This is a genomic window from Roseobacter cerffii, from assembly GCF_054226325.1.
Window position 1 is genome coordinate 3,825,465 of sequence record NZ_CM135757.1, and the last position, 26,430, is coordinate 3,851,894.

28 protein-coding genes are annotated in these 26,430 nt (G+C 63.3%); 12 read left to right on the forward strand and 16 right to left on the reverse strand.

All coding sequences use genetic code 11. The features are described 5' to 3' along the window. The first annotated feature begins 142 nt into the window (after positions 1 to 142). Positions 143 to 1,720 (forward strand): DUF5928 domain-containing protein, encoded by a 1,578-nt coding sequence (locus ACVC7O_RS18620; RefSeq protein ID WP_458323615.1) that lies wholly within the window; start codon positions 143 to 145, stop codon positions 1,718 to 1,720. Positions 1,721 to 1,735: 15 nt separating this feature from the next. Further along, positions 1,736 to 2,113 (forward strand): histidine triad nucleotide-binding protein, encoded by a 378-nt coding sequence (locus ACVC7O_RS18625; RefSeq protein WP_458323616.1) that lies wholly within the window; start codon positions 1,736 to 1,738, stop codon positions 2,111 to 2,113. A gap of 126 nt (positions 2,114 to 2,239) precedes the next feature. On the opposite strand, the gene ACVC7O_RS18630 is transcribed toward ACVC7O_RS18625, so the two are convergent. The 4 genes from ACVC7O_RS18630 to ACVC7O_RS18645 form a co-directional block, all read right to left on the reverse strand. Beyond that, complete coding sequence (locus ACVC7O_RS18630) at positions 2,240 to 2,890, reverse strand: DUF1523 family protein (RefSeq protein WP_458323617.1); 651 nt, start codon at positions 2,888 to 2,890, stop codon at positions 2,240 to 2,242. A gap of 11 nt (positions 2,891 to 2,901) precedes the next feature. Then, positions 2,902 to 3,168, reverse strand: coding sequence for a hypothetical protein (locus ACVC7O_RS18635; protein ID WP_458323618.1), 267 nt, complete (start codon positions 3,166 to 3,168; stop codon positions 2,902 to 2,904). A 141-nt stretch (positions 3,169 to 3,309) separates the two neighbouring features. After that, positions 3,310 to 4,518, reverse strand: coding sequence for a M24 family metallopeptidase (locus ACVC7O_RS18640; protein ID WP_458326113.1), 1,209 nt, complete (start codon positions 4,516 to 4,518; stop codon positions 3,310 to 3,312). Positions 4,519 to 4,656: 138 nt separating this feature from the next. After that, positions 4,657 to 5,445 carry an alpha/beta hydrolase gene (locus ACVC7O_RS18645; RefSeq protein WP_458326114.1) on the reverse strand — a complete coding sequence of 263 codons (789 nt, stop codon included), beginning with the start codon at positions 5,443 to 5,445 and terminating at the stop codon, positions 4,657 to 4,659. 85 nt (positions 5,446 to 5,530) lie between these two features. Here ACVC7O_RS18645 and ACVC7O_RS18650 point away from each other — a divergent pair, with 85 nt between their 5' ends. Further along, positions 5,531 to 7,009 carry an NAD-dependent succinate-semialdehyde dehydrogenase gene (locus tag ACVC7O_RS18650; RefSeq protein ID WP_458323619.1) on the forward strand — a complete coding sequence of 493 codons (1,479 nt, stop codon included), beginning with the start codon at positions 5,531 to 5,533 and terminating at the stop codon, positions 7,007 to 7,009. Between the two features lie 90 nt (positions 7,010 to 7,099). On the opposite strand, the gene ACVC7O_RS18655 is transcribed toward ACVC7O_RS18650, so the two are convergent. Then, positions 7,100 to 7,666: a carboxymuconolactone decarboxylase family protein gene (locus tag ACVC7O_RS18655; RefSeq protein WP_458323620.1), complete on the reverse strand. Its 567-nt coding sequence runs from the start codon at positions 7,664 to 7,666 to the stop codon at positions 7,100 to 7,102. 161 nt (positions 7,667 to 7,827) lie between these two features. Here ACVC7O_RS18655 and ACVC7O_RS18660 point away from each other — a divergent pair, with 161 nt between their 5' ends. Next, complete coding sequence (locus tag ACVC7O_RS18660; protein WP_458323621.1) at positions 7,828 to 8,415, forward strand: TetR/AcrR family transcriptional regulator; 588 nt, start codon at positions 7,828 to 7,830, stop codon at positions 8,413 to 8,415. A 152-nt stretch (positions 8,416 to 8,567) separates the two neighbouring features. Here the strand turns inward: ACVC7O_RS18660 and ACVC7O_RS18665 are convergent, their stop codons facing one another. From ACVC7O_RS18665 to ACVC7O_RS18690, 6 genes are all read right to left on the reverse strand, one after another. After that, complete coding sequence (locus tag ACVC7O_RS18665; RefSeq protein ID WP_458323622.1) at positions 8,568 to 9,035, reverse strand: Hsp20 family protein; 468 nt, start codon at positions 9,033 to 9,035, stop codon at positions 8,568 to 8,570. Between the two features lie 139 nt (positions 9,036 to 9,174). Then, on the reverse strand, positions 9,175 to 10,002 hold the full coding sequence (locus tag ACVC7O_RS18670) for a trypsin-like serine peptidase (protein WP_458323623.1): 828 nt from the start codon (positions 10,000 to 10,002) through the stop codon (positions 9,175 to 9,177). Positions 10,003 to 10,005: 3 nt separating this feature from the next. After that, a complete protein-coding gene (locus ACVC7O_RS18675) occupies positions 10,006 to 10,827 on the reverse strand; it encodes a trypsin-like serine peptidase (RefSeq protein WP_458323624.1) in 822 nt (273 codons plus the stop codon). Between the two features lie 110 nt (positions 10,828 to 10,937). Continuing rightward, positions 10,938 to 12,260: a glycolate oxidase subunit GlcF gene (glcF, locus tag ACVC7O_RS18680; protein ID WP_458323625.1), complete on the reverse strand. Its 1,323-nt coding sequence runs from the start codon at positions 12,258 to 12,260 to the stop codon at positions 10,938 to 10,940. Next, positions 12,260 to 13,405 carry an FAD-binding protein gene (locus ACVC7O_RS18685; RefSeq protein WP_458323626.1) on the reverse strand — a complete coding sequence of 382 codons (1,146 nt, stop codon included), beginning with the start codon at positions 13,403 to 13,405 and terminating at the stop codon, positions 12,260 to 12,262. Before ACVC7O_RS18685 ends, glcF begins: the two co-directional genes overlap by 1 nt. 61 nt (positions 13,406 to 13,466) lie before the next feature. Continuing rightward, positions 13,467 to 14,915: an FAD-linked oxidase C-terminal domain-containing protein gene (locus ACVC7O_RS18690; RefSeq protein ID WP_458323627.1), complete on the reverse strand. Its 1,449-nt coding sequence runs from the start codon at positions 14,913 to 14,915 to the stop codon at positions 13,467 to 13,469. Between the two features lie 79 nt (positions 14,916 to 14,994). On the opposite strand from ACVC7O_RS18690, the gene ACVC7O_RS18695 reads away from it, so the two are divergent. Then, positions 14,995 to 15,687 (forward strand): DUF599 domain-containing protein, encoded by a 693-nt coding sequence (locus ACVC7O_RS18695; RefSeq protein WP_458323628.1) that lies wholly within the window; start codon positions 14,995 to 14,997, stop codon positions 15,685 to 15,687. A gap of 41 nt (positions 15,688 to 15,728) precedes the next feature. Beyond that, positions 15,729 to 16,082, forward strand: a complete 354-nt coding sequence (locus ACVC7O_RS18700) for a hypothetical protein (RefSeq protein WP_458323629.1) — start codon at positions 15,729 to 15,731, stop codon at positions 16,080 to 16,082. Positions 16,083 to 16,194: 112 nt separating this feature from the next. Here ACVC7O_RS18700 and ACVC7O_RS18705 read toward each other — a convergent pair whose 3' ends face one another. Then, positions 16,195 to 16,806, reverse strand: a complete 612-nt coding sequence (locus ACVC7O_RS18705; protein ID WP_458323630.1) for a TetR/AcrR family transcriptional regulator — start codon at positions 16,804 to 16,806, stop codon at positions 16,195 to 16,197. Positions 16,807 to 16,855: 49 nt separating this feature from the next. On the opposite strand from ACVC7O_RS18705, the gene ACVC7O_RS18710 reads away from it, so the two are divergent. Beyond that, complete coding sequence (locus ACVC7O_RS18710; RefSeq protein WP_458323631.1) at positions 16,856 to 17,299, forward strand: DUF1330 domain-containing protein; 444 nt, start codon at positions 16,856 to 16,858, stop codon at positions 17,297 to 17,299. A gap of 162 nt (positions 17,300 to 17,461) precedes the next feature. Here ACVC7O_RS18710 and rlmH read toward each other — a convergent pair whose 3' ends face one another. From rlmH to ACVC7O_RS18725, 3 genes are all read right to left on the reverse strand, one after another. Further along, a complete protein-coding gene (gene rlmH / locus ACVC7O_RS18715; RefSeq protein ID WP_458323632.1) occupies positions 17,462 to 17,932 on the reverse strand; it encodes a 23S rRNA (pseudouridine(1915)-N(3))-methyltransferase RlmH in 471 nt (156 codons plus the stop codon). Positions 17,933 to 17,956: 24 nt separating this feature from the next. Next, positions 17,957 to 18,325, reverse strand: coding sequence for a ribosome silencing factor (gene rsfS / locus ACVC7O_RS18720; RefSeq protein ID WP_458323633.1), 369 nt, complete (start codon positions 18,323 to 18,325; stop codon positions 17,957 to 17,959). A gap of 178 nt (positions 18,326 to 18,503) precedes the next feature. Next, entirely contained in the window at positions 18,504 to 19,784 is a 1,281-nt protein-coding gene (locus ACVC7O_RS18725; RefSeq protein WP_458326115.1) for a mechanosensitive ion channel family protein, read from the reverse strand. Between the two features lie 269 nt (positions 19,785 to 20,053). Here ACVC7O_RS18725 and leuC point away from each other — a divergent pair, with 269 nt between their 5' ends. The 4 genes from leuC to ACVC7O_RS18745 all read left to right on the forward strand — a co-directional run bounded on the left by leuC (position 20,054) and on the right by ACVC7O_RS18745 (position 24,414). Next, positions 20,054 to 21,460 (forward strand): 3-isopropylmalate dehydratase large subunit, encoded by a 1,407-nt coding sequence (gene leuC / locus ACVC7O_RS18730; protein ID WP_458323634.1) that lies wholly within the window; start codon positions 20,054 to 20,056, stop codon positions 21,458 to 21,460. Positions 21,461 to 21,596: 136 nt separating this feature from the next. Next, entirely contained in the window at positions 21,597 to 22,202 is a 606-nt protein-coding gene (leuD, locus tag ACVC7O_RS18735; RefSeq protein ID WP_458323635.1) for a 3-isopropylmalate dehydratase small subunit, read from the forward strand. Positions 22,203 to 22,519: 317 nt separating this feature from the next. Then, on the forward strand, positions 22,520 to 23,359 hold the full coding sequence (locus ACVC7O_RS18740) for a hypothetical protein (RefSeq protein WP_458323636.1): 840 nt from the start codon (positions 22,520 to 22,522) through the stop codon (positions 23,357 to 23,359). Between the two features lie 80 nt (positions 23,360 to 23,439). Beyond that, positions 23,440 to 24,414, forward strand: coding sequence for an endonuclease/exonuclease/phosphatase family protein (locus ACVC7O_RS18745; RefSeq protein WP_458326116.1), 975 nt, complete (start codon positions 23,440 to 23,442; stop codon positions 24,412 to 24,414). Here ACVC7O_RS18745 and ACVC7O_RS18750 read toward each other — a convergent pair. After that, positions 24,411 to 25,073, reverse strand: a complete 663-nt coding sequence (locus tag ACVC7O_RS18750; RefSeq protein WP_458323637.1) for a DUF2306 domain-containing protein — start codon at positions 25,071 to 25,073, stop codon at positions 24,411 to 24,413. The two genes, ACVC7O_RS18745 and ACVC7O_RS18750, sit on opposite strands and share 4 nt — an antisense overlap. A 181-nt stretch (positions 25,074 to 25,254) precedes the next feature. Here ACVC7O_RS18750 and leuB point away from each other — a divergent pair, with 181 nt between their 5' ends. After that, positions 25,255 to 26,361: a 3-isopropylmalate dehydrogenase gene (gene leuB, locus ACVC7O_RS18755; RefSeq protein ID WP_458323638.1), complete on the forward strand. Its 1,107-nt coding sequence runs from the start codon at positions 25,255 to 25,257 to the stop codon at positions 26,359 to 26,361. The last annotated feature ends 69 nt before the right edge of the window (positions 26,362 to 26,430 follow it).

The following is a 26,430-nucleotide window of genomic DNA, read 5'->3' on the forward strand; positions in this document are numbered from 1 at the left end:
CTGAACTCCTGCCCGGCCTGCCGGTTTTTGGGGTTATCGACCCGATTTGGTTAGAAAAAAGCAAATAATTGCAGTTTATTCAATGTGTCTTCATTCTTATCACCTTATAGAGTGCCAACAATAAGAGCAGATCAGGACCCGCGTGGCAAAAATCGCCTACATCCTTTTATGCCATAAGGACCCCGATGCCATCATCCGGCAAGCGGACCGTCTGACGGCGACGGGCGACTACGTGGCCATTCATTTCGATGCCCGCTCGGACGCGGCGCAGTACCGCCAAATCCGCACGGCGCTGGCCGAAAACGCCAATGTGACCTTCGCAAAAAAGCGCATGAAATGCGGCTGGGGGGAATGGTCGCTGGTGCAGGCCACGCTCAACGCGGTCCGCGCCGCGGTCGAGGCGTTTCCGCGCGCCACGCATTTCTACATGCTCTCGGGCGACTGTATGCCAATCAAGACGGCGGAATACACCCACCAGTTCCTCGAAGACAACGACGCCGACTTCATCGAGACATTCGACTATTTCGACAGCGACTGGATCAAGACCGGCATGAAGGAAGAGCGGCTGATCTATCGCCACTACTTCAACGAACGCAAGAACAAGCGCCTGTTCTACGCCGCGATGGAGGCGCAGCGGCGTCTGAAACTGCACCGCAAGCTGCCGCAGGATCTGCAGATCAGGATCGGCAGCCAATGGTGGTGCCTGCGTCGCGCCACCATCGAAAAGATCCTCGCCTTCCTGCGCGACCGCCGCGACGTGCCGCGCTTCTTCTCCACGACCTGGATCCCGGACGAGACCGTCTTCCAGACGCTGGTGCCGCATCTGGTGCCCGAGGCCGAGATCCGCAGCCGCCCGCTCACCTTCCTGATGTTCACCGACTACGGCATGCCGGTCACCTTCTATAACGACCACTACGACATGCTGACGAGCCAGGACTATCTCTTTGCCCGCAAGATCAGCCCCGAGGCGCAGGACCTCAAGCGCCGGCTTGGCCTGCTCTATGCCGCCTCTGGCGTGAGCTTCCAGATCTCCGGCGAAGGTCCGGGGCTCTTCAAGTTTCTGACCGGGCGCGGTCGCATCGGGCGCCGCTTTGCCTCGCGCTTCTGGGAGACGGAATCGACCCTGGGCCGGGAGCGGGAACTGCTCGTCGTGGTCTGCAAGAAATGGCACGTGGCCAAACGCGTGCTCGAACGCATCCGTCAGACCACGAATGTGCCTGCCGTCGAGTACATCTTCAACGAAGAAAGTGCGCCCCTGCCCGATCTCGGTGGCATCCAGACCAGCCTGGAGAAACGCACCCGCCACCGCCGCGCGCTGATGCGGATGCTCTTTGACTATTACGAGACCGACCGCATGATGGTCTGCATGGACCCGAGCAATATCGAGCTGATGGAAGATTTCGCCGCCGACCGCTCGGTCACGCGGCTGCTGGAGATCGACTGCACCTTTACCGATGACTACCTCGTCGGGCATGCGATGCGCGTCGGCCTCGCGGGCGAGCAGACCTCGTCGGAAACGCTCGAGCGGCTGCTGCCCACGATCCGCAACGACATGGTCTTCGAAAGCGACCGCATCCGCGATGCGGAGTTCAAGAACCACCACCGCTTTCGCGAGACCGCCGATCTGGACAAGAACGCCGAGGCGCTGGCGCAGTTTCTCTCGATCTCGCATGAGGCCGCCCGCGAGATTGCCGACAGCCCACATTTATTCGCCGATTAAGATCAAGGAGCGCGCATGAGCTACGCCTATGACGACCAGAATATCTTCGCCAAGATCCTGCGCGGCGAGATCCCCAACACCACCGTGCTCGAGACCAAGCACAGCCTCGCCTTCCGCGATCTCTACCCGCAGGCACCCACGCATGTGCTGGTAATCCCCAAGGGCGCCTACGTGAGCTACGATCATTTCGCCGCCGAGGCCACGGAGGCCGAGATCGTTGACTACACCCGCGCCATTGCCGAGGTCTGCCGCCTCGAAGGGGTCACGCTGACCGCCGGAGAGGGCTTCCGCATGATCTCCAACGCCGGGTCACATGGCGTACAGGAGGTGCCGCACCTGCACGTGCATATCCTCGGGGGCCGTCCCCTGGGCCGAATGCTGGCGAAAGCCTGACGCCTCAGGGACAACGGTGCCGCAGCGCGGGCGGTGCAGGGCGGCGCGGGGCTTGCCCCGCGCCGCCCTGCACCGCCCTCCCCCGAATGGCTACCCTTATCGCGCAGACCCGAAGCCGCGCCTATTCTAATATCCCCGCCGTTTCGCAGCCCACCAGCGGCGTAGACGCGCGCGCTTTTCAGCCCAGCGGTCTTCCCGGGCCTCCCAGCTGTCCTGCATCTCTTCCAGCGTCGGATCGATCCGCTTCTCCCGGAACCGCCGCCAGCGCACCCAGATGCCATAGAAGATCGCCGCCAGCACGATCAGGATCAGCGCGTTCAGCCAGGGCAGCGGTTTGCCAACCTCGGCGCTCTCGACCGGCCAGATCGAAATCGCATTGGGATAGATCGAGAAGAGCTCATTGCGCCAGCCGTAATGCCGGACCATCGCGAACTGCGGGTTGGCCGCGGTCGAGCGCATGTCATTCGCCTCGGCCTGCAGGTTCGCCGTGTCGAACTTGAAATAGGGCGGCCAGCCCCAGCCCGTGTCCTCGTTGCGATACACCATCACGCCCTTGCCAGGCCGCTGGGTCTGGATGAAAAACACATCCCGCCCCACGGTGCCCTGCGCGTTGCCCGCATCCGCCTGCGCCCAGAACAGCCGGTTTTCGCCCGGCTCGATCCGCTGTTCATAGGTGTCGGTGATCCGCACCACATCCACCTGCGGCAGCGTATAGTGCAAAAACGACGCCACAATCAGCCAGAAGCCGATGATGACCCCCCATTTGAGATAGAACATGGCCAGCCCCCTCAGGCGAAATTCGTAAAATAGATCAACAGCCCAATGGCAATCGACGGGATCACATAGACACCCAGGATCAGCTTGCGGCGCAGCGATCCGTCATAGGCCTCGAGCCCCGACCGCACAAAGCTCTCGCGATCCCCGGGGCCCTGGGCGGCGTCCCATTCGGCCTCGAGCTTCCCGCGCCGCACGGCACGGGAATAGAACGACAGGCACAGATAGACAATCGTCAGGACGACGAACCCGATGAACAGCATCCGTGCCAGTGCGGCCATTTCGATCTCCCTTGCGCAGCTTCCCCGGTAATATAGGCGATGTGCGCGGCGGTTACATGCCTTTTGGCCGCGCTGACCGTGTCCATCGCAAATGTCGCGGACAGTGGAACGCAGCTTTCGACCGGCAAGGGATGCAGGCCGTCACCCGACGATGTTGAACTCCGGGCCGTAGGGGTAGCCCGTGATGTTCTCATTGCCATCCTCTGTGATCACCAGAATGTCGTGCTCGCGGTAGCCGCCCGCGCCGGGTTTGCCCTCGGCGATGGTCAGCATCGGCTCCATCGAGATCACCATGCCCGGCTCCAGCACCGTATCGACGTCCTCGCGCAGCTCCAGACCCGCCTCACGCCCGTAGTAGTGGCTCAGCACGCCAAAGGAGTGCCCGTACCCAAAGGTGCGGTACTGCAGCAGATCGCGCTCAGCGAAGAAATCGTTGACCTGATGCGTGACCTCCGCACAGGACACACCGGGCTTCAGCAGGCTCATTCCAAACTCATGCGCGGCCACATTTGCCTCCCAGATCTTCCGGCTCTCAGGGTCGCACTCCTGCACAAACAGCGTCCGCTCCAGCGCGGTGTAATAGCCTGAGATCATTGGGAAGGCGTTGAGCGACAGGATATCGCCCCGCTGCAGCACCCGCCCGGTCACCGGATTATGCGCGCCATCGGTATTGATACCCGACTGAAACCAGACCCAGGTGTCGCGATACTCTGCCTCCGGAAAGCGCTTGGCGATCTCCAGCTCCATCGCATCCCGCCCCGCCATGGCCACGTCGATCTCGCGCACACCCGGCTTGATGGCGTCGCGGATGGCATAGCCGCCCACATCCGCCACCTGCGCCCCATGGCGGATCAGCGCGATCTCGGCCTCGGACTTGTGCATCCGCTGCCGCATCGTGGTCTCGGCGAGGTCGACCATGGTGAGCGGCTGCAGAAAATCCTCCAGCTTGTCGCGCTGCACCAGCGTCAGGTGATCGCCCTCATAGCCGATGATCGCATTCTTGCCGGTGACAGAGGCAACCGCGCGCCAGAAGTTGTCGCGTTGCCAATCGGTGTAGGTGATGTTGTCGCAAAAGCTGCGCCGCCAGGGCTGGCCCGCGTCGATGCCGGCACTGATCGTGACCGCATCCGTTTCCGTCACGACCATCCCGTAAGGCCGCCCAAAGGCGCAGTAGAGAAAGCCTGAGTAATAGGCGATGCTGTGCATCGAGGTGAAGACGGCCGCCGAAGCGCCCGCCGCCGCCATGCGCTCGCGCAACTCGGCGAGCCGCGCCTCGTATTCGGCCACCTCGAACGGCAGAGGGGATTTCTCGCCATTGTGATAGCGGTACATCTCGGGGCGGTCGGACAAATGTGGGGTGGTCATGGCAGACCCTCCTTATGCAGAAAGGTCCCGGCGTTCAGGACGGATTGGGCCAACGCGCCGGGCGACGCCATCGCCCCGCAGCCGTGTGACAGGCTTGGCCGATTCCGGTGCTGTGATCAAGCCTCAGGTTGCTGTCAGGAAACGGACGAGATCGCTCTGCGGGTCTTCCAGCGCGTCGATCACGTCGAAATGATGTGTGCCGGGCACGATGACCTGCGGCACCCCCCACGCCTGCGCCAAAGCATCAGCTTGCTCGAGAAACACAGGGCGCTCTTCCGCGCCGACCCAGATCTTGACCTCCGCACCGTTGGGCTGGTCTTGCCGCGTCGGGCTCTCGGCTCGGGCCGCCGCCGCGTCCATCTGGAAAAGGTCGTTCATCGAGGTCTGCAACAGCGGCAGCAAATCCGCGACGGGCGAGATCGGGGCCACCCGGACAATCCGCGCGCGGATCTCCTCGGGCAGTACATCCGGCGCCAGCATCCGCGCCACCAGATGCCCGCCCGCCGAATGTCCGGCCAGCGCGATGGGCCCCTCGGTCCGCCCGGCAATCGCCGTGACCCCCTGCGCGATTTGCCGGGTGATCTCGGAAATCCGCACGTCGGGGCAGAGGTCATACCCCGGCATCGCCACCGACCAGCCCGCCGCCAGCGCGCCTGCGGCGAAATGCGACCAGCTGGTGTGGTCAAAGGCCTTCCAATAGCCCCCATGCACGAAGATCACGGTGCCGTTTGCAGCCCCATCCGCGTTAAAGAAATCAAACACCTGCCGCGCGGATGGCCCGTAGGAGACCCCGATCTCGGCACGCGCGCCGAGCCCCTCGCGAAACGCCGCCGCCGCTGCCGCCCAGCGGGGCGGGTAAGCCTCCGCCCCAGCGATATAGGGCGCATTCGCATAGGCATCATCGAGCGGCATCATCATTGTCTCTCCCGTTTCGGAACTGGACAATCATAGCCAGAGTTGAAATGAGAACGGTAGCCATTTTCGCGGAGGACCCGAAATGAAAGATATTCTAAACACCGACCTCAAATCGCTGCTCAAGGACCCGAGCCTTCTCGAAACCCGCGCCTATATCGGCGGTGAATGGGTCGAGGGCGACGACGGCACCTTCGAGGTGACCAACCCCGCCCGCGGCGACGTGATTGCCGAGGTCGCAAACCTCAGCCGCGCCCAGGTGGCCGGCGCCATCGCGCAGGCCGAGGCCGCACAGAAAGACTGGGCCGCCTGGACCGCGAAGGAGCGCGCCCAGGTGCTGCGCAAATGGTTCGACCTGATGATGGAGAACGCTGACGATCTGGCCACCATCCTGACCGCCGAGCAGGGCAAACCCCATGCGGAAGCCAAAGGCGAGATCGGCTATGGCGCGAGCTTCATCGAATTCTTCGGTGAACAGGCCAAGCGTGTCTATGGCGAGACCATCCCCGGCCACCAGCGCGACAAGCGCATCACGGTGCTGAAACAGCCCATCGGGGTCGCGGCGTCGATCACGCCGTGGAACTTCCCCAACGCGATGATCACCCGCAAGGCCGCGCCAGCGCTGGCCGTGGGCTGTTCCTTCGTCGCGCGCCCGGCCAAGGAAACGCCGCTGTCAGCCATCGTCATGGGCGTGCTCGCCGAACGCGCGGGCATTCCTGCGGGTGTCTTCAACGTGGTGCCCTCCGCCTCCTCTTCCGAGGTCGGCAAGGAGTTCTGCGAGAACCCGGCCGTGCGCAAGCTGACCTTTACTGGCTCCACCGAAGTGGGGCGCATCCTGCTGAAACAGGCCGCCGATCAGGTGATGAAATGCTCCATGGAACTCGGCGGCAACGCGCCTTTCATCGTCTTTGACGACGCCGATCTCGATGCCGCCGTCGAAGGCGCGATGATGTGCAAGTTCCGCAACAACGGCCAAACCTGCGTTTGCGCCAACCGCATCTATGTGCAGGCTGGCGTCTATGACGCCTTTGCCGCCAAGCTGAAAGTGGCGGTCGAGAACCTGACCGTCGGCGACGGCCTCGAAGGCGGCGTGACCACCGGGCCGCTGATCAACGAGGAGGCGGTTGAGAAGGTGCAGGAGCACATGCAGGATGTCGTCGACAACGGCGGCGCCATCCTGACAGGCGGGAAACCGCATGAGAAGGGGGGCACCTTCTTTGAGCCCACGGTGGTGACCGGCGTGACGCAGGATATGAAAGTGGCCACCGAAGAGACCTTCGGGCCCCTCGCCCCGCTCTTCAAATTCGAGGATGAAGATGAGGTCATCGCCATGGCGAATGACACGATCTTTGGCCTCGCGAGCTATTTCTACGCCAAGGACCTGAGCCGCGTCTACAAGGTGGCCGAGGCATTGGAGTACGGCATCGTGGGTGTGAACACCGGCATCATCTCGACCGAGGTGGGCCCCTTCGGCGGCGTGAAGCAATCCGGGTTGGGACGCGAAGGCTCGCACCACGGGATTGAGGATTACCTGGAGATGAAATACATCTGCATGTCGGTCTGATCTTTGGGCACATGACAAAAAGGGGCCGCATCGAGCGGCCCCTTTTTGTTGTCCCGCTGTCGCGGGACTCACGCACCGGACGGTGGGGTATCAGGCCGCGGTGGCCTGATCTTCCGACCACGCATTCGGCACGAAAGCGGCATCGAGATCGGTGCTCGCGATGTGGTTGGTGTAGTTCGACAGCACCTTCAGGGCTGTTCCCACCACCACCTCCAACGCGGTTTGCGTGCTGTAGCCTGCGGCGATCAGCGCCTCGATATCAGCATCCGACGGCCAGCCGCGGCTCTCGTTCACCACGATGGAAAACTGCCGCAACGCCTCCAGCTTGGCATCGGCAATCGGCGTGTTGCTCCGCAGCGCCTCGATCACATCCGCCGGGACACCAGCGCCCTGCGCGATGGTCGTATGCGCCGCCATACAGTAACTACAGCCGTTCAGCCGGTTGTTCGTCATCAGAATAACCTGACGCTCTGTCTCGCTCAGATCGGTCTTGCCGAAGATTCCCGCCAACGCGGTGTAGCCTTCGAGCAGCGCGGGCGCTTCGGCCATGGTGGCATAGAGGTTTGGCACGAAGCCCAGGCTTTTCTGCGCGCCTTCAAGCGTTGCCTTGGATGCGGCAGGGGCGGTGTCGATGGTGTGGGTCGGGAAATCGGTCATCGGGGGTCTCCTTCTCAAGCTGAATTGTTTGTACCGTTCGGTACGAACCTCAGCTAGGGAGTATAAACCAATCGGTCAAGACCCAGATGCAGATTTCTTGAACGATCGGTATAAATTCATATATATGTGACCAGAAACCCGCCGATGCCCGGAGCCACACCATGCCATGGGAAAAGACATTCGACCTCGATGAGGCCACCGACAAGGCGATCCGCGTCTTCTGGAAGAAAGGCTATGAGGGCACCTCGATGGCCGATCTGATCGACGGGATGCAGATCAACAAAGGCAGCCTTTACAATGCCTTCGGCTCGAAACAGGCGCTCTTTGACCGCGCGCTTCTGCGCTATGATCAGCAAAGCCGCGGCGCGATGCTGGCAGAGCTCTCGGCCTTCGAGGACCCGGTCGCCGCGATCACCGAGCTCTTTGACCGCATGATCGATGCAGGCTGCGGCGATCCGCAGAACCTGGGCTGTTTTCTGATCAACACCGCGCAGGATCTGCCGAACCAGACGCCCGAGGTTGCGGAGATCGTGCGGAAATCACTGGCCGAGATCGAAGATTTCTTTGCGACCATGCTGCAGCGGGGCCAGGCGACGGGCCAGTTGGCCGCCACGCTCGAGGTCACTGCGACGGCGCAGTCTCTGATGGCGATGTTCGTCGGTCTGCGGCTTCTGTCGCGCGGCGCGGTGCCACCCGCGGCGCTGGAGGGCGTGCGGAGCGGCGTGCAGCACCTGCTCGGCCGCCCATAAAAAAGGGCGCAGCCGGATGGCCGCGCCCCACGTCTTGGGTCAGTCTGATTTATCGCATATCGACTTGTCGGTGACTCGCTCTTCGCGGCCTTTCGGCACAGCCTCAAACGCGAAAAGCGATATCAGGTCCGTCAACCTAAAGTCGGCCTGCGTTAGTTGACAGATTTCGCATCAACCACGTCTTTTTCGATCTGCTTGGTCGAGGAGATCGAGATCTGCCGCGGCTTCAGCGCTTCGGGCACTTCCCGCACCAGGTCGATGTGCAGCATGCCATCCACATGGCTCGCACCGGTGACCTGAACGTGGTCGGCGAGGTGGAAGCGGCGCTCGAACGCGCGGGTGGCGATGCCACGGTGCAGATAGCTGCGCTCGGCGTCGTCCTCGGCCTTGCGGGCGGAGACGATGAGCGCGTTTTCCCGCACTTCGACGCTCAGATCGGCGTCGGAGAAGCCGGCAACCGCAATCGAAATGCGGTACGAGTCATCGTCGAGCTTTTCGATGTTGTAAGGGGGGTAGGACGGCTGTGTGCCTTCACTGGTCAGGACCCGGTCCATCAGGTCGGCGATCTGGTCAAAGCCAACGGTGGCCCGGTAGAGCGGTGCAAAATCGTAGGTACGCATAGTGTGATCCTCTTAAGTGAGCGATTACGCGCCAGCGGCTCCTGACTTGGACGCGCGCCAGCAATGGTTGACGCCAGGGCCCTCTCTAGGCACCCCGGACACCGCATATTTGGGGATGGATTTTCCGCTTTCAAGACCCTCACGGGCGGACAAATTTGGCCCCGCCACTGCGGTTTGTCCGGCTCACGCCGTCGCTCACCGTGATGCGTCGCTGCTCGGCCAGCGGGCTCAGCGCATTGGCCCGCATCTGCCGCTTGAGGTCCGCCACCAGCCCGGGCAGCGCCATGCCAAAGGACACGCGACGCCCGTCATAGCTGCCCACGCTCGAGATGACCGAGACGATCTGGCCGCGCCCGTTCTTGTGGCTGAAGACCGGCGCGCCGGAGGAGCCGAAGGTCACGTCACAATCGAGCAGCAGAACCCCTTCATAGCGGTCGAACACGCGACAGACGGACTGGCGCGAGGGCAGTTCCGCCCGCCCGCGTCCATAAGACACGACACTCACCGGCCCGCGCGACATCCGCTCGTTAAAGAGCACAAACGGATCCAGCACATGGGTCGGGATCGGCGCATCCAGCCGCAACAGCGCCACATCATGACGGATGTTGCGCACCTCGACGCCGCGCGCCGGGTCATAGCCCGCATGGGCCTCGATCTGCGCCACCCCGCGCTCGGCAATCGCGTCACCGTGGCGCAGCCCCGCGCGGAAGGTCAGCTGATCCGGCGCAAAGGCGGCCCCCGTGCGCCGATCATAAACACAATGCGCCGCCGTCAGCACCAGGTCCGGCGCGATGAGCGTGCCGGTGCAGAACCCGCGCTTGTTCATGTCGAGCCGGCCCACGGCCTGCCAGACCAGCGCTTCATTGGCTGTGCCCAGCCCGCGCAGAGCGGTGTTCTGCTGGGCCTGAGCCGCCGGAGCACAAACGGCAAGCGTGGCCAGCAAAAGGCCTGTCAACACGCGCCGCATCGGTTACTTCGGCGGTTTCACGAATTTCGCGCCGCTGCTGGCGCGGCCCTCGCCCACGCCGACGCGGGCCGAGATCGGCGCGGTATGCTGGTAAACGCCCTTGCCCGCAAGCAACTCGGCGCGCAGAAACTGCAACGGTGCGCCAAGGGCGGTGCCCAGCGACACGTTGCTGCCATCCAGCTCGGCCTTGGCCGACACCACCGAGACGATCTGCGCCTTGCCCTCCGCAAAGGTGAAGATCGGCGCGCCGGACGATCCGAAATCAACCGCGCAGGAGGTGACCAGCACACCCTGCTGCCGGGCCAGCACCGTGCAGACCTCTTGCAAGGATGGCGCCTCCGCACGGTCCCGCGCATAGCTCACGACGCCCACATGCGCGCCCTTGCGCGGGCGGGGCGCCGTCTCAAACGGCTCGATCGTGGTGTTGCGGATCGGATGCGCCAGTTCCAGCAGGGCGATGTCATTGCGCACCCGCGCCGAGGAGACCTCGTCGGCATAGGTGTAATCGGGGTGCACCACCGCGCGCTTCACCTGCCGATAGGCCGAGGCACGGCCATTGCGCCACCCGGCCAGAAACTCCACCGTTTCATGGTTGATCCGGTCGCCAGAGGCCTTGTCGTAGAGGCAATGCGCCGCCGTCAGCACCAGGTTCGGGCTGATCAGCGCACCGGTGCAAAAGCCACGGCCATTGATATCCAGACGCCCCACGGCCTCCCAGGGGCTCGCATCAGTACCTGTCTCCAGGCTTTTCAGCCGGGCGTCATCCGCCCCGGCGGCACCGCCCAAAGCGGCGGCGATGGCAAGAATTCCAATAAAATGTCGCACAAAAATGTCCTTCGTCTCGATACGAAGGAAAATACGGGGGCGATGCGGCAGAAATAGGGCAGGTGCCGCCAAATTGACGGCAATCTTGTTAACAGTGTGTCTCGGCCCTCCTAGCGGAGGATCGGCACCTCGGATCGCGCGGTGTCCCCTTCCTGCAGGGCCGAAGGCTGCGGCCCGCCCGTGGCCCAGTCGAGCAGTTCCACGGTATGCACAATCGGCACCGTGGTCCCGGACCCGATCTGCATCATGCAGCCGATATTGCCCGCCGCGATCACATCGGGCGATTTTGCCTCCAGCGTGCGCACCTTGCGGTCCTTGAGCTTCTTCGAAATCTCCGGCTGCATGAGGTTGTAGGTCCCCGCCGAGCCACAGCAGAGATGCGGATCGGAGGGCTCCACAACCCGGAACCCCGCGCGCTTCAAGAGGTCCTTCGGATAGGTCTTGATCTGCTGCCCATGCTGCAGCGAACAGGCGGCGTGATAGGCCACGACCATCTCCTTGTCCGCCCCTTCCGGCAGGTCCAGCTGCATCAGCAGCTCCGAAACATCCATGGCGATCCCTGAGACGCGCGCCGCATCTTCAGCCAGCGCCTCATTGCGGAACATATGGCCATAATCCTTCACCGTCGTGCCGCAGCCGCTGGTGTTGATCACAATAGCGTCGAGCCCCGCACCATCCATCTCCGCCGCCCAGGCGCGGATGTTCTTCGCCGCCGTCGCGTGGCTCTCTTCGGTCTTGCCCATGTGATGGGTCAGTGCGCCGCAACAGCCCGCGCCTTCGGCCACCACCACCTCGCAGCCCAGACGCGTGAGCAGGCGGATGGTCGCATCATTGATATCCGTGTTCAGCGCCCGCTGCGCACAGCCGGTCATCAGCGCCACCCGCTTGACCGCCTTGCCCTGCGGCGCAAAACTCTGCGGGTCGTCGTTGCGGCTCACCGGCGGGATGCGCTTCGGCGCCATCTCCAGCATCGCGCGCAGCCGCTCATCCGGCATGAACCGCGCGAAAGGCCGCCCCAGCTTGGCGCCCACCAGCGCCAGCCGAAAACGCATTGGATAAGGCAGGATCCGCGCGAGGATCCAGCGCAGCGCCCGGTCGCCAAAGGGCCGCTTGTAGCGCTGTTCGATGTACTCGCGCGCATGATCGACCAGATGCATGTAATGCACGCCCGAGGGGCAGGTGGTCATGCAGGCGAGGCAACTCAGACAGCGATCGATATGCTTGACCGTCTTCGCATCCGGGTCGCGGTCGTTCTCCAGCATGTCCTTGATCAAGTAAATCCGCCCGCGCGGGCTGTCGAGCTCATCGCCGAGGACCTGATAGGTCGGGCAAGTCGCGGTGCAGAACCCGCAATGCACGCAGGACCGCAAAATCTCATTGCTTCGCGCGATGCCTGGGTCTTTCAGCTGCTCTGGCGTGAAGGTCGTCTGCATCAGGCCACCTCCTCCGCCACGGGGCCCATGAGCCCGCGGTTCAGGATGCCCCGCGGATCAAACCGCGCGCGCAGCCCGGCGCTGAGCCTCGCCACACCCGGCGCCTCGGGCTGAAACATCGGCAGCGCGGCCCGCGTCTTGGCTGACCCGCGCACCAGCGTCGCATGCCCGTCAAACCGGCCAAGAGCTGCGCGCAAATCCTGGCCCTCGGGCACCCGCACCCAGATCCGGCCGCCGCCCCAGTCAAAGTACCAGCCCACAGCCCCGGATCGCGCCATCAACGCGGGCGCCTCGGACGGTTTGCACGACACGCGCCAGATGTCCTCGGGCACATCCCGCAAGAGCTCCGCATCGCGCACGCTGCGCCAGATCCACTCGCTCATCGCGGCATCCCCGACCGTCATCTCCGCGTCAAACCGCGCCAGCAGGCTCTTGAGCTGCTCCAGCCGATAGGTCACCGAGGTCTCGAACCCTTCGATCCGCAGCGCGGTCACCGGCCCATCGTCCATGATCGTCGCGCAATGCGCCGCACCGGTGATCTCGAAGGGCGAGCCCATCGCGACGGCCATGGCCTCAATCGCCTGGGCATCGCTCAAGCCCCGCACCAGCAAGGTGCCCTGCGTCTCGGGCATCGGCAACACTTTCAGCGACACTTCCGTCAGCACCCCCAAGGTCCCGAAGGCGCCGCACATCAGCTTCACGAGGTCATAGCCGGTGACATTCTTCATCACCCGCCCGCCGTTCTTGACCACCGTGCCAGTGCCATCCACGAACCGCACACCCAAGGCGTAATCCCGCGCGGCCCCGCCCTGAATGCGCCGCGGGCCGCTGACATTGGCAGCAATCACACCGCCCAGCGTCGGCTCCCCTTCGGTCCCCAGCAGCGCCCGTGGATCCATCGGCTCAAACGCCAGCCGTTGGTTCTCCGCCGCCAAGGCCGCCTCTATCTCGGCAATCGGCGTGCCTGCCTGCGCCACCAGGGTCAGCGCCCCCGGCTCGTAAAGCGTGATGCCGGACAGCCCGGCCACCGAAAGCGCCGCGCCCTCAACGGCAACCCCTCTCGTCCCCCCGCCCCGAATGGCCAAAGGACCCGTGGCCGATTTCACCACATCGGCCAGCGCCGCTTCACTTGTCGGTGCACTCATCTTCATCCTTCCAGAAATACTCCGGGGGAGGCTCCCGCAAGGGAGACGGGGGCAGCGCCCCCTACTCCGCCGCCATCCGCTCCGCCCGTCGCGCCTCTGAGACTTCCAGCGGAAATACCTTCGCCGGGTTCAACAGCCACGCGGGATCAAACACATCCTTCACCGCCATCTGCGCCTCCAGATCGGCGGGCGCATATTGCACGCTCATCAGATCGCGCTTCTCGATACCCACGCCATGCTCTCCGGTCAGACAGCCCCCCGCCTCGACGCAGAGCTTCAGCACCTCCGCCCCGAATTCTTCGCAAATCTCCAGATCGCCGGGCTTGTTCGCGTCATAGCAAATCAGCGGGTGCATATTGCCGTCCCCCGCATGGAACACATTGCCCACCGGCAACCCATACTGCTTCGACATCTCACCGATCCGCCGCAGCACATAAGGAAGCGAGCTCACCGGGATCGTCCCGTCGAGACACATGTAATCGCTGATCCGCCCAATGGCCGAAAACGCCGCCTTCCGCCCCGCCCAGATGCGCGCGCTCTCCTCCGCCGAGGCGCTCTCGCGCAGGGCCACCGGATCATGCCGCTGCGCAATCTCGGTGATCAACGCGAGCTGATGGTTGATCTCATCCTCCGAACCTTCCACCTCCACGATCAGCAGCGCCTCGCACATCGGATAATCCGCCTTGGCGAAATCCTCGCAGACCTCGATCAGCATCCGGTCCATGAATTCGATGGCCACCGGCAGCACGCCGGCCTTGATGATATCCGCGACACAGGCGCCCGCCACTTCGGCGCTGCCGAACCCCATCAATACGGGCCGCGCGCCCTCGGGTTTCGGCAGAATGCGCAAGGTCGCCTCGGTCACGACCCCCAACTGCCCTTCCGAGCCGCAAATCAGGCCCAGCAGGTCCAGCCCGCCCGCATCCATATGCGCGCCGCCCAGCTCGACCACCTCGCCGTCCATCATCACCAGGGTCACGCCGAGCAGATTGTTAGTCGTCACGCCATACTTCAGGCAATGCGCCCCGCCCGAATTCATCGCAATATTGCCCGCTATCGCGCAAGCGAGCTGGCTCGACGGGTCCGGCGCATAGAAGAAGCCATCTTCTTCCACCGCCCCCGTCACGCTCAGATTGGTGCGCCCGCTCTGCACCCGTACAAACCGATCCGCATAGCTCGTCTCCAGCACATCATTCATTCGCGCCACACCGAGGATCACGCAATCCGCCGTGGGCAGCGCGCCCCCCGCCAGTGACGTACCAGACCCACGCGGCACCACCGGTACGCCCTCCTCATGACAGATGCGCAGCACCTCCGAGACCTCCTGCGTGCTCGACGGCAGCACCGCCACCATCGGCGGGCACTTATAGGCGGTCAGCGCATCGCACTCATAAGCCCGCGTCTCGGCGTCCTCGTGGATCACCGCATCCTCCGGCAGCACAGATTTCAGCCGCGCCACCACGCGGTCCTTGCGGGCCAAAACAGCAGGGTCGGGAATCGGCATTTCCATGGGCACACCTCCATTTGGTAAAATAATATGACCAATTTCACCCATTGGCAAGATTTATCCAACCTGCCATGCGTGCGCCATGACCCTTGTGGACCGCCTCGCCCTGTTCCAGCCGCTCGATTTCATCGCAGTGGCAGCCCTTTTCGTCTTCTGGGCGGGCATCGGCTGGCGCGTCGAGCACCCGTCGGCCAAGCACCTGTCCACCACGCGGATCATGGCGGGCTACCGGCAGGAATGGATGCGCCAGATGGTCACGCGCGAGCCGCGCATCTTCGACGCCCAGGTGTTGAACACCCTGCGACAGGGCGCGGCCTTCTTCGCCTCCACCTCCGTCATCGCCATCGGCGGCACGCTGGCTGTGCTCGGCAATGCCGAACGCCTCGCCAATGTCGCCGCCGAGATCACGCTGATGGATCACCCGACCATCGTGTGGGAAATCAAGCTGATGGTGCTGACGCTGTTCCTGACCAACGCCTTTCTGAAATTTGTCTGGGCCAACCGCCTCTTTGGCTATTGCGCCGTTCTGATGGGCGCCGTGCCGAACGACCCCGAGGACCCCAAGGCCTACAAGCGGGCCGAACAGGCCGCCCAGATCAACATCACCGGCGCGCGCAGCTTCACCCGCGGCTTGCGCTCGATGTATTTCGCGCTCGCCTCTGCCGCGTGGCTCGCGGGCCCCATTCCCCTCATGCTGGCCGCCAGCATCACACTTGTGGTCATCTGGCGCCGCGAATTTGCCTCCGCCTCTCGCAAAATTCTGTTAAACTCCTAACTTGGGGGAGGTACAGTGGGTTTCTTTTGGTTGGTCATATAATGAGATACGCGTTTTTAGCACTGCTGATCGCAGCCACCCAGGCGGTGGCCGAGCCCCCGCAAATCGACAATGTGAAGGTCCGCAAGAGCGGCGACACCTGGCGCTTCGACGTGACCATCTCGCACCCCGACACCGGGTGGGACCACTATGCCGACGCCTGGCGCATCCTCGATATGGACGGCAATCAACTGGCGATCCGCGAATTGGCGCACCCGCATGTGAAGGAACAGCCGTTCACACGCTCGCTCTCCGGCGTGCGCATCCCGGAGGGCACCACGCAGGTCCAGGTGCAGGCCCGCGACCTGCCCGGCGGCTGGAACCCCGACACCAGGGTGGTCAATCTGCCCCGCTGACAGGGCGCTTGATGGATAGTCGATGACCCGGCAATGGACGACGCTGGCAGTCGGGTTCCCGGACTGAAGGGTCGGAGCGGTCGCAATCGCGGCACTGCCACCCGTGACTGCCTCAGACATCCTGCAAGCGAGATGTGCCTCGTAAGATACTGTCTGCCAGCGCGCTCTGCAGGCTGTCGGCAATCCATTCTTCACTCCACCCGCAATCCCGCCTCAACAGCCCCCAGACCTGAACGCTCGTCTGGGCCCAGAAAAACTGGCTTGCCCGCTCCGGCGTCCATTGATCCTTGAGAGCTTCGTCCCTGTGCAGGCTCCGCATCAGCTCAAGCAGCCAGGCTTGCAGCTCCTCCATGCGGTCGGCCCAAGCTGCTGCAGCCTCGGCGTCGCGCTCGCGCAGCCGAATGAGGTCCTTGGCCACAGGGAAAATCTTGGGAACAAATGTCAGCCAGGCCTGCAAGGTCATGGCAAATCTGTCCCGCGGGTCCGGTAGGCTGAGAGCGGCGTCAAACTGCTCCTTGATCTCGAACCTCTCGTCTGTACGCCGCACCAGCGCCACGAGCAGGCCGCCTCGGGTGCCGAAATGCAGATAGATCGTTTGCCGGCTGATCCCCACCGCAGCCGCGATTTTGGAGACGGAAACATCCGCGCCCCGCTCGGAAATCAGGTCCCATGCCGCGTCAAGTATCTCTGCCCTTGTCTTCTCTCCACGGATGTTTCTTGACATATGTAATGAAACCTGTTTGTTGACACGTGTAATTAAATGAGAGACCACCATGAACGTCAATGATATGTTGAAGACACTTGTCGACGCTTACGGAGATGGCACCGACGGGAATGCACCGACGCCAGAACAGTGGCGGCGGGTCTTGGAGAGAGATCCGGACCGCCCCTTCAGCCTGGTGAACTTCTTCAAGTTCAACAACACGGCAGATTACGGCGCGCCGGAGGAACCGCATGCGTCGGGGCGCGACGCGTTTCAGCGCTATGCGGATGTCAGCGTGCCCTCGATGCAGGCCGCAGGCGGGACGTTTCTGGCAGTCGCCCCCTTCGCAGGCAGTCTGCTTGGGGAAGACCAAGACTGGGATCTGGTTGCGATTGGACAGTATCCCAGCCTCGCAGCCTTCATTTCCCTCTACACCAACCCGGCATATGTCGACGCGTTCAGACACCGAACGGCTGCGGTTTCAAATCAATCCGTCGTTGTCATGGAACACTGATGCGGTGTGGTTCCTTGCGAGCGGAGCCAGTCGCGAAAAGGGTTTCGAGGTTTGCCGAAGTGACCGCTCGGTGGACCATCCTACAGTTTTCAGGCTGCGTCGGTCTCGGCTCTGGACCACCATTCCAGCTAGTCCCGAACTCCACCGGAGAGGGTTGCCGCGTCACACCCGATGATACGGCGCGCCTGCCAGGATCGACGCCGCGCGGTAGAGCTGTTCGGCCAGCATCACCCGGACCAGCATATGCGGCCAGACCATCTTCCCGAAGGACAGCGCAACATCCGCCTCAGCCCGCAACCCCGGATCAATCCCGTCGGCGCCGCCAATGACCAGCGCCAGATCGCCGCGCCCGGCATCGCGCCAGCCCGCGATCCGCTGCGCAAACTCGGGCGAGCTCTCCATGCGCCCGCGCTCGTCCAGCGCCACGACCACGGCGCCCTCCGGCAGCGCCCGGCGAATAAGTTCCGCCTCCCCGGCCATGCCGCCGCCCTTGCGGTCATCCACCTCAACGACACGTGCAGGCCCGAGGCCTAGGCCCCGGCCGGTGCGGTCAAACCGCGTCAGGTAATCGTCGATCAAGTCCTTCTGCGGTCCCGAGCGCAAACGCCCCACCGCAACAATATGCACACGCATGAGAGCACCTCCGATCCGGCAGGATCAGTTGGCCGCGCTCTCCGAGCCGTCCATCGGCTGCCACATCTTCTCAAGCTGGTAGAACTCGCGCACTTCCGGGCGGAACACGTGCACGATCACATCGCCTGTGTCGATCAGCACCCAGTCGCCCGTCTCCTTGCCCTCGACCTTTGCCGTGCGGCCAAACTCGTCCTTGACCGTCTGTGCGAGCTTTTCCGAAATCGAGGCCACCTGACGGGTCGAGCGCCCGGAGCAGATCACCATATAGTCGCCGATCTCGGTCTTGCCGCGCAGGTCGATCTGCACGATGTCTTCAGCCTTGTCGTCAGAGAGGGATGAAAGGATGGTCGCCAGGAGCATGTCGCTTGTGGCCGTGTCGGTCGCAGTCACCATGACCGCAGACCCGTTTTGAGCAGCATCCGCTGCATCAGCGTGGATAGACAGGACATTGTCCTCCTTATGTCGCGCCGCCAGACCCCCGGCGCTGGGGTACTTAAAAGGGTAACAACTGAGGTGCGACATTTCAATGACAGCGTCGCGTTCCGCAAGGTTTGGTTAACCCTGAGCGATCTTACGCCTCATCCTCAAGCAAGCGCACCTCGCGCTGCGGGAAGGGGATCGAGATGTTGTTGGCCTTGAACGCATCCCAAAGCGCCAGATAGACATTGCCGCGGATGTTGGTCAGCCCGCCCGTCGGGTCGCGGATCCAGAACCGCAGGATGTAATCGACCGAGCTGTCGCCGAAGCCCACGATATGACACACGGGCAGCTTCGGGTGCGCCAGAACCCGGTCCACATCCGCCGCGGCCTCAATGGCCAGCTTGCGCACCTGGTGCGGATCACAGCCGTAGGAGGTGCCAAAATAAATATCCAGCCGCACGAATTCATTGGAATGCGACCAGTTCACCACTTGCCCGGTGATCAAGTCCTCGTTGGGGATCAGGTACTCGCGCCCGTCCCGCGTGACGACGCTGACGTACCGCGCCCCCAGCGCGTTGATCCACCCAAAGGTCTCGCCGAGCGAGATCACATCGCCGGGCTTGATCGATTTGTCGAGCAGGATGATGACGCCCGAGACGAGGTTCGAGACCACCTTCTGCAGACCGAACCCGAGGCCCACACCGATGGCACCGGAGAGCACCGCAAGCCCGGTGAGGTCGATCCCCACCGCCTTCACCCCCATGAAGAAGGCAAAGCCGTAGAGGAAAATCTGCACCGCCTTGACGGCCAGCACCTGCATCGAGGGGCTGATATCCTCGTTGCGGCGGATGCTGCTGGCCGTGGTGGAACTGACCAGCCGCGCGACGGTGAAGAGCACACCGATCACCACCGCCGCCGAGATCAGCGTCAGCACCGAGAGGTGGAAATCCCCCACATCGAGCGCGATCTCGTCCAGGAAGGACGAGACCTCGTCAGAGACCCCGACAAGGTAGAGCGTGGCGTAGATCCACAAGCCCCAGGTGACCAGCCGTCGCAAAAAGCGGTTGCGCACCAGCCGTGCGGCATAGGCGATGCTGGTCCAGACAATCGCGAGCGTCGCGGCCAACCCGATGAAATAGGAGCGCGACGGCCAGGTCACCTGCTGCATGAAGAGGTAAAGCCCGCCCGCCAGCACCGCGAACCAGATGAGCCCCATGCGCCGCTTGATCTGCACGATCATGCGCAGCTGCCACTTGGACCACCCCTCGCGCGCGCGCACCTGGTTCTCGATCACCCGGCCCGAGAGGATGTGCAGGAAGTAGCACAGCACCGCCAGCCCCAGCACGATCAGCACCTGATTCTGCCGCCAGCCGGGCGTGACGATGCTCTGCAGGAAGCTGACGAACAGGAACCAAATCTCGTCGACCGACATCAAGGCGGCGGCAAAAGGTTCTTCTTCGGTCTCCATGCAGGCTCCTTTTTAAGGAAAACTGGCACAGTCGCGGGGCCGCCACAAGCCGCGAACCCTTGCGGCGCGCCCTTCTGCGCGGTATCTGGAGAGCCATGATACGCATTGTCGATATGGATGACCGCGCGCGTCTGCGCGAACGCTTCTTTGGCGCGACCCATACCGTGCTGGCGCGACTATAAGCGCGCGACCTCAGACCATATCCAATTCATTCACATGACGGGAGAGGACCCATGTCCCCCAAAACACTCTATGATAAAATCTGGGATGCCCATGTCGCGCATGAAGCCGACGATGGCACCTGCCTGCTCTACATCGACCGTCACCTCGTGCATGAGGTGACCTCGCCGCAGGCGTTCGAAGGGCTGCGCATGGCGGGTCGCAAGGTGCGCGCACCCGAGAAGACCATCGCGGTGCCAGACCATAACGTGCCAACAACGGCGGGGCGCGAAGACCCCTCGAACATGACCGAGGACAGCGCCATCCAGGTCGCTGCGCTCGACAAGAACGCCAAGGATTTCGGCATTCACTATTACCCTGTCACCGACGTGCGCCAGGGCATAGTGCATATAGTCGGGCCGGAGCAAGGCTGGACCCTGCCGGGCATGACCGTCGTCTGCGGTGACAGCCACACGGCAACCCACGGCGCCTTTGGCGCGCTGGCGCACGGCATCGGCACCTCCGAGGTCGAGCATGTGCTGGCCACGCAAACGCTGATCCAGAAGAAATCGAAGAACATGAAGGTCGAAATCACCGGCAAGCTGCGCCCCGGTGTGACCGCCAAGGACATCACCCTCTCGGTGATCGGGGCCACCGGCACCGCGGGCGGCACCGGCTATGTGATCGAATACTGCGGCGAAGCGATCCGCGATCTCAGCATGGAAGGCCGCATGACGGTCTGCAACATGGCGATCGAGGGCGGCGCGCGCGCAGGCTTGATCGCACCCGACGAGAAGACATTCGAATACTGCAAAGGCCGCCCGCATGCGCCGAAGGGCACGCAGTGGGAAGCGGCGATGGACTGGTGGAAGACGCTCTACTCCGACGATGATGCCGCCTGGGACAAGGTCATCACCATCAAGGGCGAGGACATCGCGCCGGTCGTGACCTGGGGCACCTCGCCCGAGGATGTGCTGCCGATCACCGCCGCCGTGCCTGCCGCCGACGACTTCGAAGGCGGCAAGGTGGGTGCTGCGCAGCGCTCGCTCGACTACATGGGGCTGACACCCGGCACCCCGCTCTCGGATGTCGAGATCGACACGGTCTTCATCGGCTCCTGCACCAATGGCCGCATCGAGGATTTGCGCGCAGCCGCCGCGATCCTGAAGGGCAAGAAGAAGAAGGACGGGCTGCGGGCGATGGTCGTCCCGGGGTCCGGCCTGGTGCGCGCGCAGGCGGAAGAAGAAGGTCTGGCCGACATCTTCAAAGAAGCGGGCTTCGAGTGGCGCCTTGCGGGCTGTTCCATGTGTCTGGCGATGAACCCTGACCAGCTGCAACCGGGCGAGCGCTGTGCCGCGACCTCGAACCGCAACTTCGAAGGCCGTCAGGGCCGTGGGGGGCGTACGCACCTCATGTCCCCCGCGATGGCTGCAGCAGCGGCGATCACCGGCAAGCTGACAGACGTGCGCGAGCTGATGTGACGGGAGGGGTGGCCTGAAAGCCCACCCTACCTGCCGGTTAATGCGGCGTGCGCTTCGCACCGACGTAATACCGACGTGATACCGACGCAAAACAGACGCCCCACCGACAGCCTTTTTCAAGGCGAGGAGAGACAAGATGGACAAGTTCACCACCCTCACCGGCATCGCCGCCCCGATGCCCCTGATCAACGTCGATACCGACATGATCATCCCCAAACAGTTCCTGAAAACGATCAAGCGCTCCGGCCTCGGCGTGAACCTCTTTGACGAGATGCGCTATGACGACGACGGCCAGGAAATCCCCGATTTCGTGCTGAACAAGGACGCCTATCGCGAGGCGGAAATCCTCGTGGCGGGCGACAACTTCGGCTGCGGCTCGTCCCGCGAGCATGCGCCCTGGGCGATCAAGGATTTCGGCATCCGCTGCGTGATCGCTCCGTCCTTTGCCGACATCTTCTACAACAACTGCTTCAAGAACGGCATCCTGCCCATCGCACTGCCGCAAGAGCAGGTCGATGTGCTGATGAAGGACGCCGAGAAGGGCTCCAACGCACGCATGATCGTCGATCTGGACGCGCAGACCGTGACCAGTTCGGACGGTGAGGTCTTCAGCTTCGAGCTCGATGCCTTCAAGAAGCATTGCCTGATGAACGGGCTCGATGATATCGGGCTCACGATGGAGAAGGCACCGGCCATCGACACCTTCGAAGCCGCCGCGGAACAGGCGCGGCCCTGGGTCTGACGGCTCGATTCAACCGGTTGCCCGTTCCGCGACAATGACAAAGAATTAACATGATTTTAGTGGGCGCTATTTTGGCGCCCACAACATGTTGCGTGCTGCCTGCTTTCTGCCACAGTATTGATGCAAGATGGCACCACCTCTTCCCTCAAAAGGCCCAATGGATTGCGTCTTGTTAACCATGACACTTGTGGACGTAAGACGAATGATGTCACAAATGGGGCAGAAATGAGGCAGCAGACCACCGCCCCGGTGGCATCAAGTTGGAACAAGGACGCGGCATAGAATCGCGCCTGGCCAGTTTGAAGGGAAGTAAACGGATGATAGTACGTATGTCAGGCGCTGTGACGCGCGGGCTGCTGATAGCGGTGCTGGTTGCCACTCCGGCGTTGCTGTTACCGGATGTGGCATCAAGCCAGTCTCATATGGTGATGCTGGCCGCCCTGCTGGCTGCTTTTCTTACCTTCGTTGAATACAATTCCAACTCTCCGAGCATCGTCGAGTTTCGCGACGCATCGCCCTTCAACCGGCTGCGGTTCATCGCGCTCATGATCACCGTGATACTGCTCACCGTGATCGCGCGGGGCAGTTCCGATCCCAGCTCGATGAGCAAGGGGATCGCGGCAATCGGCATCATTATCGGCAACTCGATCGACTTCCCCTACTCACCAGTGCGGCTGATCGTTCTGATGCTGCCCTATGATGCGCCCTCCGAGGTGATCAACGCCGTGCGTTCGGCTGCCGGGATCGCCTATCTGGTCTCGCTGATCGCGCTGATCGCCTTTGTCTCGCTGGTCCGCATCGGCGGATGGCCGGTGCGCAACGGTGCCTTCAATGTCTGGGTGAACCTGCCGCTCTTCGACCCGACGGCGGGTGGGGATGTGCTCTACCGGCTACAGCGTGACGCCCGCGTCAACGTGGCGTTGGGGTTTCTTCTGCCCTTCATCATTCCGGCGGTGGTCAAGGCGACATCTGATCTGGTAAACCCGGTTTCACTAGAGAACCCGCTAACACTTATCTGGACGATCACCGCATGGGCCTTTCTCCCCGCCAGCATGATTATGCGCGGTGTCGCCATGAGCCGGATCGCCAGCATGATCGAAGAAAAGCGTCGGCAGGCTTATCAGAACGCCGCCGAGATCGACTACCAGACCGCCTGATCCTCGCGATCCTTTTCGCCGCCCTGAGTAGTGGCGGCGCTTGGGCCGACAGCCTGCGGGTCGCGACCTTCAACACCGAACTGTCGCGCAAAGGTCCCGGCCTTCTGCTGCGCGATATCGCGGGCGGCGACGATCCACAGGTGCTCGCGACGCTGACCGTGATCTCCGAGGCCAAGCCTGATGTGCTCCTGTTGCAGGGGTTCGACTATGACCTGACCGGCGAAGCGCTGGCGGCCTATGTCACAGCGCTGGAAGGCTACGGGCTCAGTTACGCTTACAGCTTCTCCGCCCGCCCCAACACCGGCATGCCCACGGGGCTCGACATGGACGGCAACGGCAAGCTGGGCGAGCCGCGCGACGCACAGAGCTATGGCCGGTTCTCCGGCCAGGGCGGGATGGCCATCCTGTCTCGCCACCCCATCGATATCGGCGCGGTGAAGGACTTCACCGACCTTCTATGGCGCGATTTGCCCGATGCGCTGCTGCCCGAAACGGCGGCGGGCCCCTTCCCGTCCGAGGAAGCGCAAGCCGCACAACGCCTGTCGACCACCAACCACTGGGTGGTGCCGATCGAGGTGCCGACCCTTGGCACCGTCAACATCATGGCCTTCCAGGGCAGCCCGCCAGTCTTTGACGGGCCTGAAGACCGCAATGGCAAGCGCAACCACGATGAAACCGTGTTCTGGCAGCATTATCTCGCAGGGTATTTCGGCGAGACGCAAACTGAGAGCTTCGTGCTGCTGGGGGACATCAATCAGGACCGGCGCGATGGCGAGGGCATTAAGTCGGCCATCAATGGCCTGCTCGACGATCCACGCCTGCAGGACCCGCTGCCGCGCAGCCCCGGCAGCGAGACGGCAACGGGCGACCCCTTCGACACGGTGGACTGGACCGATCCGGTTCCGGGCAACCTCCGCGTGGACTATGTGCTGCCCTCGGCCGACTGGCAGGTGCTGGACGCGGGGGTGTTCTGGCCGGACCCGGAGAGCGCTTTGGGTCAGACGGTGATTGAGGCCAGCCGCCACCGGCTCGTCTGGGTCGATATCACCCGCTAGGCCATCTGCGGACGGCGGCGCAACCAAAGCTCCAGGAGAAGCAGATACGGCAGGTAGAACGCGAAGTTCTGCACCAGATCGAAGGCGCCATCGAACGCGGGTGTCGAGGCCAGACCATCGGTGAAGTAGTACCAGAAACCGTAATGCACACGGTAGAGCCACGACCCGAAGGTCAGCACCAGAAGGCGCAGCGCCCAGCGGCGATGCGCATCAAGGGCCCGCAGGCGGGCGTATCGGATCGCCTGTGCGGCGCTGAGCACGATCAGCGCTCCATAGAGGGCGAAGCCGATGTCCATCCAGAGCCCACCGATGGTGCCGCGTAGTGCGATGTAGGCCAGCCCCGCGAGCCCCGTGATAGCCGCCGCGGTGCAGAGCACGCGCCCCGCCCAGCGGTGGTAGGCTGTAAACCGCTCTCGCAGCCCGGGCCAGACCTGCAGCGGCACAAAGACCATCAGCACGGCCCCGAGCGCCATATGCGCAAAGATCGCCAGGTTGCTGAAGGGTGCGCCCGGCTCATAGAAACGGTTCTGCGACAGGTCCGGGCTGAACTGCACGGCAAAGGCTGCGCTGAGCGACCAGAGTGTGAAAGGCAGGGCGAGCAGGATCAGAAGGCCCAACCCGACCCCGACAAACACCTTCCGCTGACTGCGTGCGGCCACAATGCCTCTCCTGAACAGCTTCCACTCGAATCTAGCAGCACAGCGCCCGCTCGGCCATGTCGCGGACGCCGCAGGCCGGTACATGCTGCAGTGAGCCCGCGCAGTGAATCTCCGCCGCCAACTTGACCCTGACAGGGCCGCGCGCTAGGCCGCCTCTGACAGATTTCAAAGGAGACGTTTCATGGCCAACCCATCCCTTCTCATCCTCGCCGGCGACGGTATCGGCCCGGAGGTCATGGAGCAGGTCAAGCGGGTCATCGGCTGGTTCGGCGCAAAGCGCGACCTGACCTTCGACGTGAGCGAAGATCTCGTCGGCGGCGCCGCCTATGACGCCCATGGCACACCGCTGCATGACGACACGATGGCCAAGGCGCTGGAGGTCGACGCGGTTCTCCTGGGCGCCGTCGGTGGCCCGAAGTACGATGAGTTGGACTTTAGCGTAAAGCCCGAGCGCGGCCTGCTGCGCCTGCGCAAGGAGATGGACCTTTTCTCCAACCTGCGGCCCGCGCAATGTTTCGACGCGCTCGCCGATTTTTCCTCACTGAAGAAGGATGTGGTTGCGGGCCTCGACATCATGATCGTGCGCGAGCTGACTTCGGGCGTCTATTTTGGCGAGCCCCGCGGCATCTTCGAGGAAGGCAACGAGCGCGTCGGCATCAACACCCAGCGCTACACCGAAGGTGAGATCGACCGCGTCGCGCGCTCGGCCTTCGAGCTGGCGCGGCGACGCTCGGGCAAGGTCTGCTCCATGGAGAAGGCCAACGTGATGGAGAGCGGCATCCTCTGGCGTGAGGTGGTGCAGAAGGTGCGCGACACCGATTACCCGGATATCGAGCTCAGCCACATGTACGCCGACAACGGCGCGATGCAGCTGGTCCGCGCGCCCAAGCAGTTCGACGTCATCCTGACCGACAACCTCTTTGGCGACATCCTGTCCGATTGCGCCGCGATGCTGACGGGTAGCCTTGGCATGTTGCCCTCGGCGAGCCTCGGTAAACCCACCGAGAACGGCCCGCCCCGCGCGCTCTACGAGCCGGTGCACGGCTCGGCGCCGGATATCGCGGGCCAGGGCAAGGCCAATCCGATCGCCTGTATCCTGAGCTTCGCCATGGCGCTGCGCTACTCCTTCGATCAGGGCGGTGAGGCGGCACGATTGGAAGCGGCCATCGAGACCGTCCTGGCAGACGGCGCACGCACGGCGGACCTGATGGGCGAGGACGGCGGCACGCCGATCAGCACGACGGAAATGGGCGATGCAATTCTCAGCGCTCTGGACGCAAGTCTCTAGAACACGGCCAGCGGGCAGCAACTGGCGGTTGTCAAACCGCTGCCCGCACGGAATATAGAGAGCGACAGA